Genomic DNA, 19,232 nt, shown 5'->3' on the forward strand with positions numbered 1-19,232 from the left:
CCTTCTCAGCTGCACCCGCTCGTAGAACCGCAGGTGTCGCACTTCTCGCAGGTTCCGTTCCGCACCATGGTGAAGTTGTGGCATTCCGAGCATTCGTTGCCGGTGTAGCCTTGCATCAAGGATTGCTGACGCCGCGTGGAGGCAAGCGCCTTTGCCTCGGCCGCTTCTTTCGCTGCTTCGTCGGTGAACAAACCGGTGGGGTCGGCTGCCTCCTCGGAAACAATATCTTCGACCAATTCCTTGGCTCGCTCCTCATAGTCGCGCTTGTAGGCGATGGCTTCGTCGCTTGCTGGTTTAAGCGCCAGCACATTGGAGCCTGAGAACGCAGTTGGGGTGACCCGGGCAGGGGCCGCGGCAGGTGATCCGGCAAAACCCTTGGGTTCGCCACCTAGGCCAGACACCAACTTGACCGGCGAGGCGCCGCGGGTAAGGCCCTTCGAGAACGGCGTCGCCTTGCCTTCGTTGATGCCGCGTCCGAGCGCCGTCTTGTCGAAATCCGACTGGTCGACATGGGCGAGGTCGTGGCGGCCGAGGTAGGACACGGCGAGTTCGCGGAACACGTAGTCGAGGATCGACGTCGCGTTCTTGATCGCGTCGTTGCCCTGCACCATGCCGGCCGGCTCGAATTTGGTGAAGGTGAAGGCCTCGACAAATTCCTCGAGCGGCACGCCATATTGCAAGCCAAGCGAGATGGCGATGGCGAAGTTGTTCATCATCGCCCGGAAAGCGGCGCCTTCTTTGTGCATGTCGATGAAGATCTCGCCGATGCGGCCGTCGTCGAATTCGCCCGTGCGCAGGTAGACCTTGTGGCCGCCGACGACTGCCTTCTGGGTGTAGCCCTTGCGGCGATTCGGCAGTTTTTCACGATCGCGGTAGAGGCGTTCGATGACGCGCTCGACGATCTTCTCGGTGACCTGCACGGCACGCTGTGAAGCGGGCGCCGCGATCAACTGCTCGACCGCATCGTCCTCGTCGTCCTCGCTGTCGGCGAGCAGCGACGAATTGAGCGGCTGCGACAGCTTCGAGCCGTCGCGATAGAGCGCGTTGGCCTTCAGCGCCAGCTTCCACGACAGCATGTAGGCGCCCTTGGCGTCTTCCACCGTCGCATCGTTGGGCATGTTGATGGTCTTGGAGATGGCGCCGGAGATGAAAGGCTGTGCCGCCGCCATCATCTGGATGTGGCTGTTGATGGACAGCGAGCGCTTGCCGATCTTGCCGCACGGGCTGGCGCAGTCGAACACCGCGAGATGCTCGGCCTTGAGGAAGGGCGCGCCTTCCAGCGTCATCGCACCGCAGACATGGATGTTGGCGGCTTCGATGTCCTTCCTGGAGAAGCCGAGCGCCGGCAGCATCTCGAACGAGAAGTCGTTGAGCTGCTCGTCGGTGAAGCCGAACGTCTCCTTCACCCAGTCGGCGCCGAGCGTCCACTGGTTGAAGACGAACTTGATGTCGAAGGCCGACTTCAGTGCTGCATTGAGCGCCGCGATCTTGTCATCGGTAAAGCCCTTCGCCTTGAGCGAGCCGGGGTTGACCGCCGGCGCCTGGTTCATGTTGCCGTGACCGACCGCATAGGCCTCGATCTCGGCGATCTGGCTTTCTGAGTAACCCAGCGTGCGCAGCGCTTCCGGCACGGCGCGATTGATGATCTTGAAATAGCCGCCGCCGGCAAGCTTCTTGAACTTCACCAGCGCGAAGTCGGGCTCGATGCCGGTGGTATCGCAATCCATGACCAGGCCGATCGTGCCGGTCGGCGCAATCACGGTCGCCTGCGCATTGCGGTAGCCATGCTCTTCGCCGAGTTCGATGGCGCGGTCCCAGGCAGCCTTGGCGTGGACGAAAAGGTCCTGCTGCTTCAGGTCGGAAGCGACCAGCGGCACCGGGTTGACGGCGAGCTTCTCATAGCCGCCCTTTTCGCCATAGGCAGCGCGGCGATGGTTGCGCATCACGCGCAGCATGTTCTGCGCATTGCGGTCGTAGTCGGCGAAGGCGCCGAGTTCGGACGCCATCTCGGCCGAGGTGGCATAGGCGACGCCGGTCATGATGGCGGTGAGTGCTGCGCAGATGGCGCGGCCCTCGTCGGAGTCATAGGGAATGCCCGAGGTCATCAGCAGGCCACCAATGTTGGCGTAGCCGAGGCCGAGCGTGCGGTATTCGTAGGACTGCTTGGCGATTTCCTTCGACGGAAACTGCGCCATCATCACCGAGATTTCGAGGACGACGGTCCACAGCCGCACCGTGTGCTCGTAAGCGGCGATGTCGATCGTGCCGTCGGCGTTGCGGTAGGGGAGCAGGTTGATCGAGGCCAGGTTGCAGGCCGTGTCGTCGAGGAACATGTATTCCGAGCACGGGTTCGACGCCCGGATCGCACCGGCCGAGGCGCAGGTGTGCCAGTCGTTCATCGTCGTGTTGAAATGCAGGCCCGGATCGGCCGACGCCCAGGCGGCGTAGCCGATCTTTTCCCACAGGTCCCTGGCCTTCAGCGTCTTCAGCACCTTGCCGTCCTTGCGGGCGGTCAGGTGCCAGTCGGCATCGTCCTCGACGGCGCGCAGGAAATTGTCCTTCAGCGACACCGAATTGTTGGAGTTCTGGCCGGAAACGGTGAGGTAGGCGTCGGAATCCCAGTCGGTGTCGTAGGTCTTGAACGACATCGAGGTGTAGCCTTGCTTGGCGAACTGGATGACGCGGTAGATGTAGTTCTCCGGCACCGCCGACTTCTTGGCCGCCTTGATCTCGCGCTTCAGCGCGGTGTTGAGCGCCGGGTCGAAGCAATCGTCGTCATGGCCTTCGCAATTGATGCAGGCCTTCATGATCGCTTCGAGGTGCTTCTTGACGATCTTGGAGCCGGTGACCAGCGACGCCACCTTCTGCTCTTCATTGACCTTCCAGTCGATGAATTCCTCGATATCGGGGTGATCGGCGTCGACGATGACCATTTTCGCCGCGCGGCGCGTCGTGCCGCCCGACTTGATGGCGCCCGCCGCGCGGTCGCCGATCTTGAGGAAGCTCATCAGGCCGGACGAACGACCGCCGCCCGACAGCTTTTCGCCTTCGCCGCGCAGCATGGAGAAATTGGAGCCGGTGCCCGAGCCGTATTTGAACAGGCGCGCTTCACGCACCCACAGGTCCATGATGCCGCCTTCATTGACGAGATCGTCCTGCACGCCCTGGATGAAGCAGGCATGCGGCTGCGGATGCTCGTAGGAGGACTTCGACTTGGTCAGCTTGCCGGTGAACGGGTCGACATAATAGTGGCCCTGGCTCGGGCCGTCGATGCCGTACGCCCAGTGCAGGCCGGTGTTGAACCATTGCGGCGAATTCGGCGCCACGCGCTGGGTGGCGAGCATATAGGCAAGCTCGTCGCGGAAGGCGCTGGCGTCTTCTTCCGACTTGAAGTAGCCGCCCTTGTAGCCCCAATAGGTCCAGGTGCCGGCCAGCCGGTCGAAGACCTGGCGGGCGTCGATCTCGGAACCGTAGCGCTCGGCTTCCGGCAGTTTTGCCAGTTCGGCCTCGTCGGCAACGGAGCGCCACAGGAAGGAGGGGACGTCGTTCTCCTCGACCTTCTTCAGGCGCGCGGGGACACCGGCCTTGCGGAAATACTTCTGTGCCAGGATGTCGGCTGCAACCTGCGAGAATTGCGCCGGCACATCGATGTTATCGAGACGGAACACCACCGAGCCATCCGGATTCTTGATCTCCGAAAGCGCCTTGCGGAATTCGATCTCCGCGTAAGCCGATTGCCCTTGCTTGGTGAAACGACGCTCGATGCGCATTGGTCCGGTCCCTTTTGTCTATATATAGCGCTTTTCCCCAGGGATTTCTGCCCCCAATGCGAAACGCGCATGTCCGCCGTCTGCCGGCGTTCGAAAACACCGGCTCTCCTAGTCGCACTCTTCGTCGCCTTGCTGGTCGAGCTTCTTACGAAGCCGCTGTTCCAACTCTGCGCCGAACCCTGCGGGTCCCTCAAAACTGAATTTTTCCTCGATTCCCTCGACCGAGGGAAATTCACACTATCTAGCGTCGAACCTGCCTGCAAACACTAAATATAGTGTTAACAGACAATTTATTCCAGTCCGACAAATCTCCCTTTTCGCTCCCGAAGCCCCACGATCCAACGCTTCCGCCAGCCTCGTAAACAGGCGGAAATCATGGCCAAAACGCACAAAATCCGGGAAAATGACCGGGCTCGAAACTCTCCGGTCGCGCCCTCAACAAGAGCACATGGCACATAAAAGGCGACTCGGTTTGCGTCGTCAAGGATTCGTTTGCGTAGCTTTTGTGACCCCAACATCTTGTGTGTCACATATGTGGATAACGGGGACAAAAAGCGGCTGAGGGAAGCCCGATTCTGCCGGCGTGGACCGCTGGTGAGCGGTTCACCCGAGACAGGCCCGGCCGGATTCTGGCTCACAGCCTTTTCATTTTAGCTGGCGTGCATTATGTCTTTGGCGTCGCGCGGGGGCGCGTCTTGTCAATTCCAAGAGCATCCGTTACGCCCCGCCCATGACAGTTACCGTCCGTTTTGCCCCCTCACCAACCGGCCGCATTCATATCGGCAATGCCCGCACCGCCTTGTTCAACTGGCTGTTTGCCATGAACAACAAGGGCCGTTTCATCCAGCGCTTCGACGACACAGACATTGCCCGCTCGAGGCAGGAATTTTCCGACGCCATCCTCTACGACCTGCACTGGCTGGGCATTTTTCCCGACGCCACCGAATACCAGTCGCGGCGCTTCGAAACTTACGACGCGGCAGTGGAGCGGCTGCAAAGGGCCGGCGTTGTCTATCCCTGCTACGAGACCCCCGAAGAACTCGACCTGCGCCGCAAGGTGCGCCGCACGCGCGGCCTGCCGCCGGTCTATGGCCGCGAGGCGCTGGCGCTTTCGCAGCAGCAGATCGCCGAATACCGCTCCGATGGCCGCCGGCCGCACTGGCGCTTTCTGCTGCCGAATTTCAGCAGCGATCCGCTGCAGCCCGAACGCACCGAAATCCACTGGAACGATCTGGTGCGCGGCGAGGAAACCGTCGATCTGGCCTCACTGTCCGATCCGGTGCTGCGGCGCGAGGACGGCACTTATCTCTACACGCTGCCTTCGGTCGTCGACGACATCGAGATGGGGGTCAGTCATGTCATTCGCGGCGACGACCACGTCACCAACACCGGCGTGCAGATCGCGCTGTTCAAGGCATTGGGCGCCGAGCCGCCTGTCTTCGGCCACCACAATCTCTTGACCACGGCCTCGGGCGAGGGCCTGTCGAAGCGCAGCGGTGCGCTGTCGATCGAAAGCCTGCGCGAGGAGGGCATCGAACCGATGGCTGTGGCTTCGCTGGCCGTCCTTGTCGGCACCTCGGAAAATGTCGCGGCGGTGCATGACATGCCGGCACTGGCCGCGCGCTTCGATCCCGCCGCTACGTCGAAATCGGCGGCCAAATTCGACCCGGACGAGCTGTTCGTGCTCAATCGTGCGCTCATGCACCACATGCCGTTTTCCGAGGCGCGGGATCGGCTGATCGTGCTCGGCATCTCCGGCGACAAGGCCGAGCCGTTCTGGCTGGCGGTGCGTGGCAATCTCGACCGGCTGAGCGACGCGGTCGGCTGGTGGCGTATCCTTGCCGACGGCCCGCAGCCCGCGCCGGAATTTTCCGACGAGGATCGCGACTTCCTGCAGCAGGCCTTCGACCTGCTGCCGGAAGAGCCGTGGACCGGCACGGTCTGGAAAGACTGGACGGCCAGGATCAGGGAAGCCAGCGGCCGCAAGGGCAAGGCGCTGTTCATGCCGCTCAGGTTGGCCCTTACCGGACTTGCTTCCGGGCCGGAGCTTGCAGATCTATTGCCGCTGCTGGGTCGGGAAGGAACGCTGGCCCGACGACCCTGACCTTGCGCTGGTCCGGCGGGATCAGCGACACCGGCGACACCACCGGCTTGACGGCAAGGCGCTTGATGGCGGCGCGGTCGAGCCCGCCTTGTACGTTCGCCAGCGTCTCCGGATCCGCGCCCGGATCGGGTTTGGCCGCCGGCACCGGAATGAATGGCGTTGTCTCGGTATCAGGCTGCGATTGCTCGGGCGGTGGCGGGTTGCCGCCGATGATCTCGAAATTTCCGGCCTGCGCATTGCAGCCACAAGCCAGCGGCCGCGACATGTTGGGCTGTTTGTAGAGATAGGCGGTCGGCAACTCGCTGTAGGGCCTGCCGGTCACCGACGACGTCATGTTGGCCGAATCGTCTTCCATGCCGCGCGAATAGAACACCTGCATTTCGGTGCCGGGGCAGCTCGATTCGCAATTCTTCTGATCGCGCTCGAAATCGCCGAGCGAAGCCGAGTTCGACATCGGGAAGAAATAGCCGTCGCAGGTGCGCACGCAGCTCGTATGGAACTCGCCGCCGACCGTCGGGAAATCCGGCACGCCGGGCTGATTGAGCACCCGGCGCACATTGCGCTCCTCGCCGGGATCATCGGGCTGATCGAGCGTGTCGATCTGCCGGTTGCCGCCGAAAAGCTGGTCGAACAGATTGCCGTCGTCGGGTTCGCGGCTGGCTTCCTGCAGCGGCTCCCGGTGCGGCGCGGGCTCGTCGCGGCAGCCATTGGCGTCGAGCGCGGCCAGGATGCGGCCGCGGTCGCCCCGCGAGCCGCCGCCGGCAAGCTGCGCGCGCTTGGCTTGCAACGCATCGAGATTGGCGTTCATGCGATCGATGCTGCTGTTCAGCGCAGCACATTGGCTGACATTGCGCGAAAACAGCGAAAACCCGCAATTCGCATCGCTCGCACGACCGCGCACCTTTGATAGCTGTTCGAACTGGCGGGAGATGGCCTTGTCATACTTCCGCACCATGCTGGAATTGCCGCCGCCATTCGATGAAGAAGCAAGCTCGGCTTCCAGTTGACGGCAAACGCGGGAGGCGGCCTGCGGTTCAGTGGTGGCGACGGCCGAAAGCACAAGCGCGCCGAGCAGCGCAGCCAGATGCTTCAGCCTCCATCGTCCGCCCGTCATTGCCCGAACCCCGCTTGCCTGCCTGTCTACCGGATTCGCGGTTAACCGTTCCCTCAATCTACAACCAAAGATGGTCTTAGCCCATAGACGCGTTGCAGGAGGCGTTTGGATAGAGCGGCAACTGTGCGATCTCACCGCTGCATGAAAAAGGCGCAATCGCCCCGGAATTATCCCACGATCCAGCAATGCCCCGGGGAGCTGGCATGATCGCGATTACCCGTCGAACCGCGCTGCAGTTCGGTCTGTTGTGCCTGGCGGTGCCCGCCGCCCGGGCGCAGGAAAATCCAGCCGCTCCGGACTGGCGCAGCAAATTGGTCGAAGCCGCGCGTGAGCAGATCGGCATCACCACCTTCTACGACCCGGCCTATGTCCGCCTCGGCTATCCCGGCGGCGACGTCGCGCCGGATCGAGGCGTGTGCACGGATGTCATCGTGCGCGCCTATCGCCGCGCCTTCAATCTCGACCTGCAGAAACTGGTGCATGAGGATATGGCCGCCAATTTCGCCGCCTATCCCAAGACCTGGGGCCTGAAAGCGACCGACCGCAACATCGACCACCGACGGGTCGGCAATCTTGCCGCTTTTTTCGGGCGCAACGGAGTTTCCTTGCCCGCCAGCGAGTATCCTCCCGACTTTCAGCCGGGCGATATCGTCACCCAGATGCTGCCCGGCAACCTGCCGCACATCGTCATCGTCTCATCCGAACGCACGGCGGACGTGCCGGAACGAGCGCTGGTCATCCACAATATCGGGTCGGGCGCCCGCGAGGAGGACACGCTGTTCGCCTTCAAGCAGACCGGGCATTACCGCTTCGCGCCTGCGTGAGAAACTCAGCCGAAATGAACCACCGCCTGCGCCTTGTGCGCCGCCTCGACCACCGCCAGCGCCGTCATATTGACGACGCCGCGCGACGTCACCGACGGCGTCAAAATATGCGCCGGCTTGTCGGTGCCAAGCAGGATCGGACCGACATGCAGCGCATCCATCATCGTGCGCAGCGCGGTCAGCGTGATGTTGGCGGAGTCGAGGTTGGGGAACACCAGGAGATTGGCTTCGCCCTTCAGCCGCGAATGCGGATAGACGCGCTGGCGCAGATGCTCCGACAGGGCTGAATCGGCATGCATCTCGCCGTCGCATTGCAGGTCGGGCGCAACGCGCGCCAGGATCGCCGCTGCCTGCCGCATCTTCAGCGCGCTGGGAGAATCGCGCGAGCCGAAATCCGAATGCGACAGCAGCGCCGCCTTCGGCTCGATGCCGAAGCGCTGGATTTCCTCCGCCGCCAATATGGTCATTTCGGCGATTTCCTCGGCCGTCGGGTCGACCGAGACATGGGTGTCGGTGAGGAAGATGATGCCGCGCTGCGAGATCAGCATCGACAGCGTCGACAGGTCGCGGTCCTTGACGCCCGCGCGTGGTCCGATGACCAGCGTCACATTGCGCAGATGCCGCTCGAAACGGCCCTCGAGGCCGCAGATCATGGCGTCGGCGTCGCCGCGCTTCAGCGCCAGCGCGGCAATCACCGTATTGTCGGTGCGCACCATGGTGCGCGCGGCTTCCGTCGTCACGCCGCGCCGGCCGGCAAGCTCGATCAACAGGTCGACATAATGGCGGTAGCGCGGATCGTCTTCCGGGTTGATCAGGCCGAAATCGACGCCCGGCTTGATACGCAGGCCGTAGCGCTTCAGCCTGACCTCGATGACGTGCGGGCGGCCGATCAGGATCGGCTCGGCAATGCCTTCCTCCAGCACCACCTGGGCTGCGCGCAGCACGCGCTCGTCCTCGCCGTCGGCATAGATGACGCGCTTGGCGTTCGAAGCCTTGGCCGACGAAAACACCGGCTTCATCACCAGGCCGGAGCGGAAGACGAAGCGGTTGAGCTGGTCGATATAGGCGGCGAAGTCGGTGATCGGCCGGGTCGCGACGCCGGTGTCGCAGGCAGCCTTGGCCACTGCCGGCGCGATGCGCAGGATCAGGCGGGGATCGAAGGGCGAGGGGATAAGGAAGTCGGGTCCGAAGATCGGCGTCTCGCCGGAATAGGCGCGGGCGGCGACGTCGGATGGTTCCTCGCGGGCAAGGGCAGCAATTGCCCTGACCGCGGCCATCTTCATCTCCTCGTTGATGGCGCTGGCGCCGCAATCCAGCGCACCGCGGAAGATGTAAGGAAAACAAAGCACGTTGTTGACCTGATTGGGGAAATCGGAACGGCCGGTGCAGATCATCGCGTCGGGACGAGCGGCGCGCGCGACCTCCGGCATGATTTCGGGATTGGGGTTGGCCAGCGCCAGGATCAACGGCTTAGGCGCCATATGATCAAGCAATTCCGGCTTCAGCACGCCGGCGGCCGACAGGCCGAGAAAAACGTCGGCGCCAGGGATCACATCGGCCAGCGTGCGCGCCTCGGTGTCCTTCACATATGGGTCTTTCCAGCGATCCATCTCGTCGGTGCGGCCCTTGTAGGCGACGCCGAAGCGGTCGGTGACCCAGATATTCTCTACCTTGGCGCCAAGCGAGACCAACAGGTTGAGGCAGGCGAGCGCTGCCGCACCGGCGCCTGAGGTGACGATCTTGATGTCGGAAATGGTCTTGCCGGCGAATTCCAGCCCGTTGAGCACGGCGGCGGCGACGATGATGGCGGTGCCATGCTGGTCGTCATGGAAGACGGGAATGCCCATGCGGGCCTTCAACTGCGCCTCGACCTCGAAGCATTCGGGCGCCTTGATGTCCTCGAGATTGATGCCGCCGAAAGTCGGCTCCAGCGCCGAGATCGTCTCGACCATGCGCTCTATGCCCGGCGCGTCGATCTCGATGTCGAAGACGTCGATGCCGGCGAATTTCTTGAACAGCACCGCCTTGCCTTCCATCACCGGCTTGGAGGCGAGCGGGCCGATATTGCCGAGCCCGAGCACGGCCGAGCCGTTGGAGACGACGCCGACCAGATTGGCGCGCGCTGTATAATCGGCCGCGGTTGCCGGATTGTCGCGGATTTCGAGGCAGGGCGCGGCAACACCCGGCGAATAGGCCAGCGCCAGATCGCGCTGGTTGCCGAGCGGCTTGGTCGCCTGAATCTCGAGCTTTCCCGGCCTTGGATGCTTGTGGAAGTAGAGGGCGGCTTCGTCGAGGTCCGAACGTGCCGTCTTCTTGTTCTCGCCTTCCATGCGGCCGCTCCCTCAAACCTGCTTTGCAGCCTTTTAGCACGCAAAAATGGTTTTTCGCGACGCCAAATAACGCAAGGGCGGCTAAAACAACTGGGGCCGGAAAGATCGAACTATTTCAAATGATTGCGCTGAAATCCTGCCGATTATCCATCGAGCCCATTAGAACGCGCTGACATAGAGGCCGCCATCGACCGGGATGTTCTGACCGGTGAGATAGCCGGCATGGACCGAGCACAGAAAGGCGCAGATCTGGCCGAACTCTTCCGGCGTGCCGAGCCGCTTGGCCGGAACGTCGGCGCTGATGCGGGTCTTGCGCGCTGCGGCCGCTGCCGGGTCTTCCATCGTGCCGGCCTCATGCGGGCCGCGCAGCCGGTCGGTGTCGAGCTTGCCCGGCAGCAGGCTGTTGATGGTGACGTTGCGGTCGATCACCGTTCGCGCCACGCCGGCGAGGAACGAAGTCAGCCCGGCTCGCGCGCCGGACGACAGATCGAGGCCGGGAATCGGGACGTAGACCGACAGCGAGGTGATGTTGACGATGCGGCCGAAGCCGCGCTTGGCCATGCCGTCGATGACGGCCTGCACCAGTTCGATCGGCGTCACCATGTTCTGCGTCACGCCTTCGAGGATCTTTGCGCGGTCGAGTTCGCGGAAATCGCGCAAGGGCGGGCCGCCATTGTTGTTGACCAGGATATCCGGGTCGGGGCAGGCGGCAAGGAGCGCGTTCTGCACGTCGGGTTTCGAGACGTCGCCGACGATCTCGGTCACCTTCACGCCGTGGCGTTCGCGCAGTTCGGCTGCGGTTTTTGCCAGCAGCTCGGCATTGCGGCCGTTGACGACGAGATCGCAGCCGGCCTCGGCCAGCGCCATGGCGCAGCCGCGGCCCAGCCCTTTGCTCGATGCGCAGACGATGGCTTTCTTGCCCTTGATGCCAAGATCCATGACGATTTTCTCCTGTGAATGGCGCGGCACGCTAGCCCTTTGGCTGGCCCAATCGCAACCGTCATACGGTTGTTGCATGAATCGGGGCATAGCCTGCGCGAAAGCAACGGTGACGATCTGATGTCCGGTACAGAAACCCGCACTTTCCGCAGCATGTTCATATCCGACCTGCATCTCGGATCGAAGGCGGCCAAGGCCGAGTTCCTGATCGATTTCCTGCGGTATCACGACGCCGATATCATCTATCTCGTCGGAGACATCGTCGACGGCTGGCGTCTGCGGCGCAGCTGGCATTGGCCGCAGAGCCACAATGACGTCGTCCAGAAACTGCTGCGCAAGGCGCGCAAGGGCACCTCGATCACCTATATCGCCGGCAATCACGACGAATTCGCGCGCCAGTTCCAAGGCGTGCATTTCGGCGGCATCGTCGTTGCCGACCGCGCCATCCACGAAACCGCCGATGGCAGGCGCCTGCTGGTCATCCACGGCGACCAGTTCGATACCGTCGTCCACAATGCACGCTGGCTGGCCTACCTCGGCGACTACGCCTATGACGCCGCGATGGTGGTCAACCGCGTGGTGACGAGGCTCCGCCATATGCTCGGCCTTCCCTACTGGTCGTTCTCGTCCTGGGCCAAGGTCAAGGTCAAGAAGGCGGTGAACTTCATCGGCTCGTTCCAGACGGTGCTGACCGAGGAGGCCCGCCGCTCGCATGTCGACGGCGTCATCTGCGGCCACATCCATCACGCCGCGATCGAGACTTATGAGGATGTGCAGTACATCAACACTGGCGACTGGGTGGAGAGCTGCACGGCGGTGGTCGAACATTTCGACGGCAAGATGGAGATCATCCACTGGGCGCTGGTGCTGCCCGAAGCACCGGACGAGCCGCTCATCCCCTTGCTGATCGAAGACAGGGTCGTCGAAGCGGCATAACCCTCCTGTTAATCGACTGGCCCAGGCAGTTTCGGACCGCTTTCGCGCATGTTAAGGGATCGATCTGCGTTGCAGCCCTTTGTGCAGCGTAATTGGATCGATTCATGTCGCTGCCGCCGCTCTCGCCCGAACAACTCGTCAAGCCGCGCCATTTCGAACTGCGCATGAGTCTGATCTTCGCGACATTATTCGTGTCGCTGGGAACGCATGTGCCTTATTTCCCGCTGTGGCTGCATGCCCAGGGTTTCCACGCCGAGCAGATCGCCATCATCCTGGCGGCGCCGATGTTCCTGCGCGTGGTGACGACGCCGCTGCTGACCGCGCTGGCGGACCGGGCGAAGGACAGGGCCGATGTCTATATTGCGCTGGTGGCCGCGACGATGGTGCTTTCCGCCGGCTATTTCCTCACTCCCACCTATGCGGCGGTGCTTGCCGTATCGCTGGCGCTGACGGTGGTGTGGACGCCGCATTCGCCGATCGCCGATTCGCTCGCGCTGTCGGGCGTGCGCCGCTTCGGCTCGAACTACACCGCGATGCGCAAATGGGGCTCGATCTCCTATCTCTGCGCCAACGTCGCAGGCGGCTTTATCCTGGCCTGGACGAGCCCGCAGGCCGTGCCGGTAATCATCTTTGCGGCATTGTCTGCCGCGCTCGTCGCCGGATTGCTGGCGCCGCGGCTTGGCCGCCCGCGCCGGGCTTCGCCGCTTTCGGCCGCCGACATCCAGCATCAGGCGCCGAGCCTTCTCAATCCGTATTTCCTGTATTTCACCCTCGGCGTCGGCATCATCACCGCCAGCCATGCCTTCCTCTACGGCTTTGTCTCAATCTACTGGAAATCGGTCGGCATCAGCGATTCCGTCGTTGGCCTGCTGTGGGCCTGGGGCGTGGTGGCCGAGGTCTGCATGTTCGTGTTTTTCAACCGTATTTTTGCCTCCGTCTCAGTCGTCAAGGTGATGCTGATCGCCGGCGTCGGCTCCATCGTGCGCTGGATCGCCTTTCCGTTGATCTGGCCACTCGGGCTTGGCGTTGCCGGTTTCTTCGGCGTCCAGACCCTGCATTCGGTGTCGGTGGCGATGGTGTTGATCGGCCTGCAGAAGATGATCGGCGAAACGGTTTCGGAAGAACGCACGGGTGCGGCGCAAGGCATTGCCTATTTCTTCAACGGCTTCTTCATGGCGGCGGTGACGCTGGCGTCCGGCCCGCTTTACGAGCGCTACGGCGTCGACGGCTTCCTGGCGATGATCCCGATCGCCATCATCGGCCTGGCGCTGATCGGGCTCGCCGCGCGTTCAGCCCCACAGCATCCTGTCAGGCGGTAACACCAGCGACCCCTGGTACACGAGGCCGGGCTGGCGGTCGCGGGCAAGCAGCAGCGGACCGTCGAGGTCGACGAAGTCGGCGCCTTGCGCCAAAAGCACTGCCGGCGCCATCGCCAGCGACGTGCCGACCATGCAGCCGACCATCACGCCGAATCCCAGCTCCCGGGCGCGGTCGCGAAGGGTAAGGGCGGCGGTCAGGCCGCCGGATTTGTCGAGCTTGATGTTGACGGCGTCATAGAGGCCGACAAGCGCTTCGAGGTCCTTCGCCTCGTGGACGCTTTCGTCTGCGCAGATCGGCACCGGATGCGCGATGTGGCGCAGGATGGCATCATGGCCGGCGGGAAGCGGCTGTTCGATCAGGGCTATGCCATGTTCGCCGGCGAAAGCGAGATTCTCGATGATGTTGGCATCGGTCCAGCCTTCATTGGCGTCGAGGATGATGCGGCTGTCGGGCGCCGCTTCGGTCACGGCGCGGATGCGGGCCATGTCGTTGTCGCCGCCAATCTTGACCTTGAGCAGCGGCCGCCCGGCATTGGCGCGGGCTTGCGCCGCCATTGCCTCCGGCTCGCCTAGCGACAGCGTGTAGGCCGTCTCCAGCGCCGACAAGGGCACAGCGTGGATGGCGTCCGCGACCGCAACGCCGCTGATCTTGGCCTCCAGGTCCCACAAGGCGCAATCGATGGCGTTGCGGGCAGCACCCGCCGGCATCGCATCGAGCAGGTCCTTGCGGCTGATGCCGCCTTCTATCTGCCGGCGCATGGCCTCGGTGGCGTCGCGCACCCCCTCCATAGTCTCGCCATAGCGCTTGTAGGGGACGCATTCGCCCCATCCGCGATTGTCCCCATCGCTGATCGTGCAGGTAATGACTTCGGCTTCGGTCTTCGACCCGCGCGAGATGGTGAAGGTGCCGGCAATGGGAAAACGCTCGGCCTCAACCGAAATGACACGCGCCATAATTTTCTGCTCCGGCTATGCGACAACGCGTCGTCGGCAAATCGACAGGTACGACCCGTCAGGCTAAACAGGACGCCATGTTGACCATCGGCAAACGCGACGCAAGCGGCAACGCCGCCAAGGAGGCCGACCACCAGCCCCGCGTTGCGGTCGGCGAGGAGGGCGGCGTCCTCGGCTGCGCTTTCTCCGGCATATGGACGACGACGACAGTGGCGCTGATCGACGCCGAGATGCGCAAGATCGAGCAGCGCAAAGGCTTCCAGACGCTCGCTTTGGATCTTTCCCACATCGAGAAGATGGACACCGCCGGCGCCTGGCTGATCGATCGCCTGGTCAGCGTGTTCGAAAAGAAGGGTGTCGAGATCAAGATGCAGGGGCAAAGCGATGTCGCCTCGATCCTGCTCGGCGCCGTTGGCGAAGCTGTCCGGCGCGAGCCCGAATCGCGCGGCGTCCGGCGCCCCAACATTATCCTCCGCGGGCTGGAGGCGGTCGGCCGCCGCATCTATGAGATGCGCGACGATTTCCTCGCCTCGATGAACATCCTCGGCGCCACCATCGGCGGCGCCCAGATGAAGCTCGGGCGCGGCCATGCCATCAACCCTGCGGCGATCTTCAACCAGATCGATCGCATGGGGGTCGGCGCCATCCCCGTGGTGGTGCTGATGTCGGCGATCGTCGGCGCCATCGTCGCCCAGCAGGGCGCCTACCAGCTCAACTATTTCGGCGCCAACATTTTCGTTGTCGATCTGGTCGGCGTGCTGATCCTGCGCGAGCTCGGCGTGCTGATGACCGCCATCATGATCGCCGGCCGTTCCGGCAGCGCCATCACCGCCGAGATCGGCTCGATGAAGATGCGCGAGGAGGTCGACGCGCTGAAGGTCATCGGCCTCAACCCGATCGGCGTGCTGGTGTTTCCGCGCCTGGTGGCGCTGGTGATCGCGCTACCCTGTCTCACCATCGTCGCCAATTTTGCCGCTCTTGGCGGCGGCATCCTAGCCGCCTGGCTTTATTCCGGTATTGCGCCGACGGCCTTCATCGACCGGCTGCGCGGCGCGATCGATATCAGCACCATCTTCGCCGGGCTGATCAAGGCGCCGTTCATGGCCATGATCATCGGCACCATTGCTTCCGTAGAAGGCATGAAGGTCGGCGGCAGCGCCGAATCGCTGGGTCTGCACGTCACCGCCTCGGTGGTGAAGTCGATCTTCGTCGTCATCATCCTCGATGGCCTTTTCGCCATCTTCTACGCGTCGATCGAGTTCTGACATGATGCGCAGAAACTCAAAGGCGACCAAGGCTATGCAGGGAACGGGCGAAAGCGATATCGTGCTGTCGGTGCGCGACATCACCGTTGCCCTGGACGACAAGCTGATCCTCGACAAACTGGCGCTCGACATCAAGCGCGGCGAAATCCTCGGTTTCGTCGGCGCCTCGGGCGCCGGCAAATCGGTGCTGCTGCGCACGATTCTCGGCCTGCTGCACAAGCAGTCCGGCACGATCAAGCTGTTTGGTCTCGACCTCGAAAAGGCCAGCGACATCGAGCGGTTGCGCATCGACATGCGGCTTGGCGTGCTTTTCCAGCACGGTGCCCTGTTTTCGGCATTGACCGTGCAGGAAAACGTGCAGGTGCCGATGCGCGAATATCTCGATCTGCCGAAGAAACTGATGGACGAGCTGGCCTTGCTCAAGATCGAACTGGTCGGCCTGCCGCCGGACGCCGCGCAGAAATTTCCCTCGGAGCTTTCGGGCGGCATGATCAAGCGCGCCGCCCTGGCACGGGCGCTGGCGCTCGACCCCGATATCGTCTTCCTCGACGAGCCGACTTCCGGCCTCGACCCGATCAGCGCGTCCGAATTCGACGAATTGGTGGTGAAGTTGCGCGATACGATGGATCTGACGGTCTATATGGTGACGCACGATCTCGACACGCTGTTTACCGCTTGCGACCGCGTGGCGGTGCTCGGCAACAAGAAAATCCTGGTCGAAGGCACGATCGACGACATGCTGAAAAGCGAAGAACCGTGGGTCAAATCCTATTTCCGCGGAAAACGCGCTCGGCAACTTGATCTTGCCGCGCGCGCATAGACATAAGTGGGGCAATGGAAACCAGAGCCAACTACGTCATTGTCGGCATTTTCACCCTGGCTGCGATCCTGGCGGCGTTCGGGTTCGTCTATTGGACCGCCCAGATCGGTGATCGCGGCGAGACGGCGGAGCTGCGCGTGCGCATTCAGGGTTCGGCCTCCGGCCTCGGCCCCGGCAGTCTGGTGCTGTTCAACGGCGTCAAGGTCGGGGTGGTCAAGCGCGTCTATTTCGACCGCAATGACCCCAATGCCGCCATTGCTACGACCGAGATCGACCAGACAACGCCGCTCACCAAATCGACGCAGGCCGATATCGGCATCGCCAGCCTTGCCGGCCAGGTCAACATCGAATTGAAGGGCGCCGATCCCAAGGAACCGAACCTGCTGGAAGAGGCGGCAAAGGAAGGCAGGACGGCCGAGATCATCGCCAATCCGTCAGCGGTCACCAACCTGCTGCAGACGGCGCAGAACATCTTCACCCGCGCCGACAAGGTGCTTTCCGACCTAGAAGGTTTCACCAGGGACGTGCGCGGGCCGCTGACCCAGACCGTCAAGAACGCCCAGACATTTTCCGATGCGCTGGCCAGGAATGCCGACGGCATCGACAAGTTCCTGACCGCCGTCAGCGCGCTGTCGGATGAGCTGAAGGGTGTTTCCGGCAAGCTCGACGGCACGCTGAAGGCTGCCGAAGGCCTGCTCAATGCCGTCGACAAGGACAAGATCAAGAGCATCGTCGCCAATGTGGACGCCGTCACCGCCAATCTGAAGGAGACCAGCGGACAGCTCGACGGCGTGATCAAGAACGTCGATACCGCGGTCGGCTCGGTCAACGATTTCGCCACGCGCACGCAAGGCACGCTGGCAAAGGTCGACAATGTGCTCGACGGCATCGATCCGGCGCAGGTGCGCGTGGCGCTCGCCAACATTCAGAAGGCCAGCGAAAATGCCAACAAGGCCGCCGCCGACATCGCCAAGGTGACCGACAAGTTCGCCGACCGGGCCGACGACATCGACGAGACGATCAAGGACGCCAAACAGCTTGCGTCGCGCCTCAACGATGCCTCGGTGCGCGTCGACGGCATCCTGAAAAGGGTCGATACGCTGCTCGGTTCGGGCCAAGCCGACGGCGTCATGGCCGATGCCAGGGACACGCTGAAGTCGTTCAAGCAGGTCGCCGACACGCTGAACGCCCGGCTTGGCACGATCACCGACAACATCGCGCGCTTCTCGGGCCAGGGCCTGTCGAATGTCGAGGCGCTGGTCCAGGACAGCCGGCGTTCGATCAGTCGCATCGAAGAGGCGGTGACCGATCTCAGCCGCAACCCGCAGCGCATCCTGTCGGGCGGCGACGGCGAGGTCCGGCAGTTCGATGGCAGGGCACGGCGTTGACTTCCGTGCCCGCCCGCAGCAATTACATGGACCGCGGATGCGGATTCATCATACGATCCGGGGACAGTGGGGATCACGCGTGACGTTCGGGTTGGGTGGGTATAAATCGGCGGCCGTTTTGCTTGGCCTGACGCTGGCTGGTTGCGCGGCATTGGGAGGCAAGCCGGCGCCACTCGATACGTTCGAGCTGTCCGCCCCGTCGATCGACGCCCATGGCCACAGCCGCCGCCAGATCCTGATCGCCCAGCCATCCGCGCTCAAGGCGCTGGACAGCCAGAACATCGTCATCAAGCCGTCAGATCGCTCGATCCAGTATCTCAAGGGCGCGCAATGGGCCGACCGGCTGCCGCTGATCGTGCAGGCGAGGCTCGCCGAAACCTTCCAGCGCTCCGGCAGCTTTGCCGGCGTCGGCAAGCCGGGCGAGGGGCTGGCGATCGACTACCAAATTATCGTCGAGATCCGCTCCTTCGAAGTCCGCGTCAATGGTGGCGAGCATGCCGAGGTCAATCTCTTCGTACGCATCCTGAACGACCGCAACGGCGAGGTGCGCGCCTCGAAGAGCTTTACCGCATCCGCTCCCGTCTCCGGCAGCGGCAATCCGGCCTATGTCAACGCGCTCGACAGCGCCTTCGGCGAGGCGGCGAAGGATATTGTGGGCTGGACGGATTCGGTTATCTGAGCGAACCCGGCGAGGCGCTTGAGACCCAGGAACCTTAGCCGCCTGCCAGACGGTTGGTGACCAGTTCTGCCTTCATCCAGTGGGTTTCACTCTGGACATGTCCTGCCCGTACATATTTGCCCATGCGAATGGGCATGTCTGCCTCAGCAAATGCTTCGGCAACCCTAGCCACAAAGCCTTCTTGCTTGGCCTTATCCAGGGACGCAGCCAGATTATCGAAGAGGTTGGGGCTGAAAGGCCCACGATAGAGCGTGGGAACAGGAGTGATGCCCAGTTCCTCAAACCGGGCCAGGGTCAAATCCCACGGTTGAATCTCGGTCCCGATGATCCATGCAAAGCCAAGAAAAAATGACGGCAGCGCATCATACGCAACCGAATGTCGGGCATAGAGGTTCTCGCCCACAATCCGTTCATCGTCAGCAAGTTGCGGTGAAACATTTGCTGCAAATGCCTTCAGCCAGTCTCGGGATGGATGATAACGGCTATCGGGACTGCGCGCGTGAGAGCCATCGCGATGAAGGGTTGTGTTCTCTCCATCCATCTTCTCGGTGACCACAAGATCAGCCACCCTTAGTCCTTCAAGCGACGCCATGACCTTGTCGTCGCTGGTGGCTCCGACCGATATCGGCAGATGAAAGGTGCGACCGTATTTCCTCATGCTGGAGGCATAGCTTGCAGCCCATCGCGCCAGCAAGGGCAGCCTGAGTTCTTTGCGCTCGTCATTGTTCGATCCATGACAAACGAAAAAGGCGGGAAATTTCCCGCCTTTTTCATTTTGATGCAGCAATCG

Annotated in this window: 14 protein-coding genes; 8 read left to right on the forward strand and 6 right to left on the reverse strand. The window is 62.8% G+C overall.

The genetic code is table 11. The annotated features are described in order from the left end of the window. Positions 1-5 precede the first annotated feature (5 nt). Entirely contained in the window at positions 6-3,770 is a 3,765-nt protein-coding gene (locus NKJ88_RS16600; RefSeq protein ID WP_352444736.1) for a vitamin B12-dependent ribonucleotide reductase, read from the reverse strand. Between the two features lie 730 nt (positions 3,771-4,500). On the opposite strand from NKJ88_RS16600, the gene gltX reads away from it, so the two are divergent. Beyond that, a complete protein-coding gene (gene gltX, locus NKJ88_RS16605; protein ID WP_023690149.1) occupies positions 4,501-5,874 on the forward strand; it encodes a glutamate--tRNA ligase in 1,374 nt (457 codons plus the stop codon). Here gltX and NKJ88_RS16610 read toward each other — a convergent pair. Beyond that, complete coding sequence (locus NKJ88_RS16610) at positions 5,792-6,988, reverse strand: DUF2865 domain-containing protein (protein ID WP_352444738.1); 1,197 nt, start codon at positions 6,986-6,988, stop codon at positions 5,792-5,794. The genes gltX and NKJ88_RS16610 overlap by 83 nt on opposite strands. A 203-nt stretch (positions 6,989-7,191) precedes the next feature. Here NKJ88_RS16610 and NKJ88_RS16615 point away from each other — a divergent pair, with 203 nt between their 5' ends. Beyond that, a complete protein-coding gene (locus tag NKJ88_RS16615) occupies positions 7,192-7,812 on the forward strand; it encodes a DUF1287 domain-containing protein (protein WP_050590581.1) in 621 nt (206 codons plus the stop codon). 5 nt (positions 7,813-7,817) lie between these two features. Here the strand turns inward: NKJ88_RS16615 and NKJ88_RS16620 are convergent, their stop codons facing one another. Together NKJ88_RS16620 and NKJ88_RS16625 are read right to left on the reverse strand one after the other, a co-directional pair. Then, positions 7,818-10,142 carry an NADP-dependent malic enzyme gene (locus NKJ88_RS16620; protein WP_023825089.1) on the reverse strand — a complete coding sequence of 775 codons (2,325 nt, stop codon included), beginning with the start codon at positions 10,140-10,142 and terminating at the stop codon, positions 7,818-7,820. A gap of 159 nt (positions 10,143-10,301) precedes the next feature. Further along, the gene (locus tag NKJ88_RS16625; protein WP_023825088.1) at positions 10,302-11,081 is read right to left on the reverse strand and encodes an SDR family oxidoreductase; all 780 of its coding nucleotides are present in this window, start codon (positions 11,079-11,081) and stop codon (positions 10,302-10,304) included. Positions 11,082-11,201: 120 nt separating this feature from the next. Between NKJ88_RS16625 and NKJ88_RS16630 the strand changes: the two genes are divergently transcribed. Further along, positions 11,202-12,017 (forward strand): UDP-2,3-diacylglucosamine diphosphatase, encoded by an 816-nt coding sequence (locus NKJ88_RS16630; RefSeq protein WP_023739351.1) that lies wholly within the window; start codon positions 11,202-11,204, stop codon positions 12,015-12,017. Between the two features lie 104 nt (positions 12,018-12,121). After that, on the forward strand, positions 12,122-13,336 hold the full coding sequence (locus tag NKJ88_RS16635) for an MFS transporter (protein ID WP_023715970.1): 1,215 nt from the start codon (positions 12,122-12,124) through the stop codon (positions 13,334-13,336). Here NKJ88_RS16635 and dgcA read toward each other — a convergent pair. Continuing rightward, positions 13,307-14,290 carry an N-acetyl-D-Glu racemase DgcA gene (dgcA, locus tag NKJ88_RS16640; RefSeq protein WP_023825087.1) on the reverse strand — a complete coding sequence of 328 codons (984 nt, stop codon included), beginning with the start codon at positions 14,288-14,290 and terminating at the stop codon, positions 13,307-13,309. The genes NKJ88_RS16635 and dgcA overlap by 30 nt on opposite strands. 77 nt (positions 14,291-14,367) lie before the next feature. Between dgcA and NKJ88_RS16645 the strand changes: the two genes are divergently transcribed. Genes NKJ88_RS16645 through NKJ88_RS16660 form a run of 4 tightly spaced genes read left to right on the forward strand, consistent with a single transcriptional unit; the run spans position 14,368 to position 18,442 of the window. Further along, the gene (locus tag NKJ88_RS16645) at positions 14,368-15,555 is read left to right on the forward strand and encodes an MlaE family ABC transporter permease (protein WP_023708615.1); all 1,188 of its coding nucleotides are present in this window, start codon (positions 14,368-14,370) and stop codon (positions 15,553-15,555) included. 1 nt (position 15,556) lies between these two features. Then, entirely contained in the window at positions 15,557-16,375 is an 819-nt protein-coding gene (locus NKJ88_RS16650; RefSeq protein WP_023694175.1) for an ABC transporter ATP-binding protein, read from the forward strand. Positions 16,376-16,389: 14 nt separating this feature from the next. Then, positions 16,390-17,763, forward strand: coding sequence for an MlaD family protein (locus NKJ88_RS16655; RefSeq protein ID WP_023690141.1), 1,374 nt, complete (start codon positions 16,390-16,392; stop codon positions 17,761-17,763). A 37-nt stretch (positions 17,764-17,800) separates the two neighbouring features. Beyond that, a complete protein-coding gene (locus NKJ88_RS16660) occupies positions 17,801-18,442 on the forward strand; it encodes an ABC-type transport auxiliary lipoprotein family protein (RefSeq protein ID WP_460221856.1) in 642 nt (213 codons plus the stop codon). A 34-nt stretch (positions 18,443-18,476) separates the two neighbouring features. Here NKJ88_RS16660 and NKJ88_RS16665 read toward each other — a convergent pair whose 3' ends face one another. Then, complete coding sequence (locus NKJ88_RS16665; protein WP_245260146.1) at positions 18,477-19,229, reverse strand: RNA ligase family protein; 753 nt, start codon at positions 19,227-19,229, stop codon at positions 18,477-18,479. Between the last annotated feature and the right edge of the window lie 3 nt (positions 19,230-19,232).

The organism is Mesorhizobium sp. M0016 (assembly GCF_040324035.1).
In the GTDB taxonomy this organism is placed as follows: domain Bacteria; phylum Pseudomonadota; class Alphaproteobacteria; order Rhizobiales; family Rhizobiaceae; genus Mesorhizobium.

Coding starts and splice junctions, on each gene's coding strand:
- NKJ88_RS16600 (WP_352444736.1), bottom strand. CDS start 3,770: ATGCGCATCGAGCGTCGTTTCACCAAGCAAGGGCAATCGGCTTACGCG.
- gltX (WP_023690149.1), top strand. CDS start 4,501: ATGACAGTTACCGTCCGTTTTGCCCCCTCACCAACCGGCCGCATTCAT.
- NKJ88_RS16610 (WP_352444738.1), bottom strand. CDS start 6,988: ATGACGGGCGGACGATGGAGGCTGAAGCATCTGGCTGCGCTGCTCGGC.
- NKJ88_RS16615 (WP_050590581.1), top strand. CDS start 7,192: ATGATCGCGATTACCCGTCGAACCGCGCTGCAGTTCGGTCTGTTGTGC.
- NKJ88_RS16620 (WP_023825089.1), bottom strand. CDS start 10,142: ATGGAAGGCGAGAACAAGAAGACGGCACGTTCGGACCTCGACGAAGCC.
- NKJ88_RS16625 (WP_023825088.1), bottom strand. CDS start 11,081: ATGGATCTTGGCATCAAGGGCAAGAAAGCCATCGTCTGCGCATCGAGC.
- NKJ88_RS16630 (WP_023739351.1), top strand. CDS start 11,202: ATGTCCGGTACAGAAACCCGCACTTTCCGCAGCATGTTCATATCCGAC.
- NKJ88_RS16635 (WP_023715970.1), top strand. CDS start 12,122: ATGTCGCTGCCGCCGCTCTCGCCCGAACAACTCGTCAAGCCGCGCCAT.
- dgcA (WP_023825087.1), bottom strand. CDS start 14,290: ATGGCGCGTGTCATTTCGGTTGAGGCCGAGCGTTTTCCCATTGCCGGC.
- NKJ88_RS16645 (WP_023708615.1), top strand. CDS start 14,368: ATGTTGACCATCGGCAAACGCGACGCAAGCGGCAACGCCGCCAAGGAG.
- NKJ88_RS16650 (WP_023694175.1), top strand. CDS start 15,557: ATGATGCGCAGAAACTCAAAGGCGACCAAGGCTATGCAGGGAACGGGC.
- NKJ88_RS16655 (WP_023690141.1), top strand. CDS start 16,390: ATGGAAACCAGAGCCAACTACGTCATTGTCGGCATTTTCACCCTGGCT.
- NKJ88_RS16660 (WP_460221856.1), top strand. CDS start 17,801: ATGCGGATTCATCATACGATCCGGGGACAGTGGGGATCACGCGTGACG.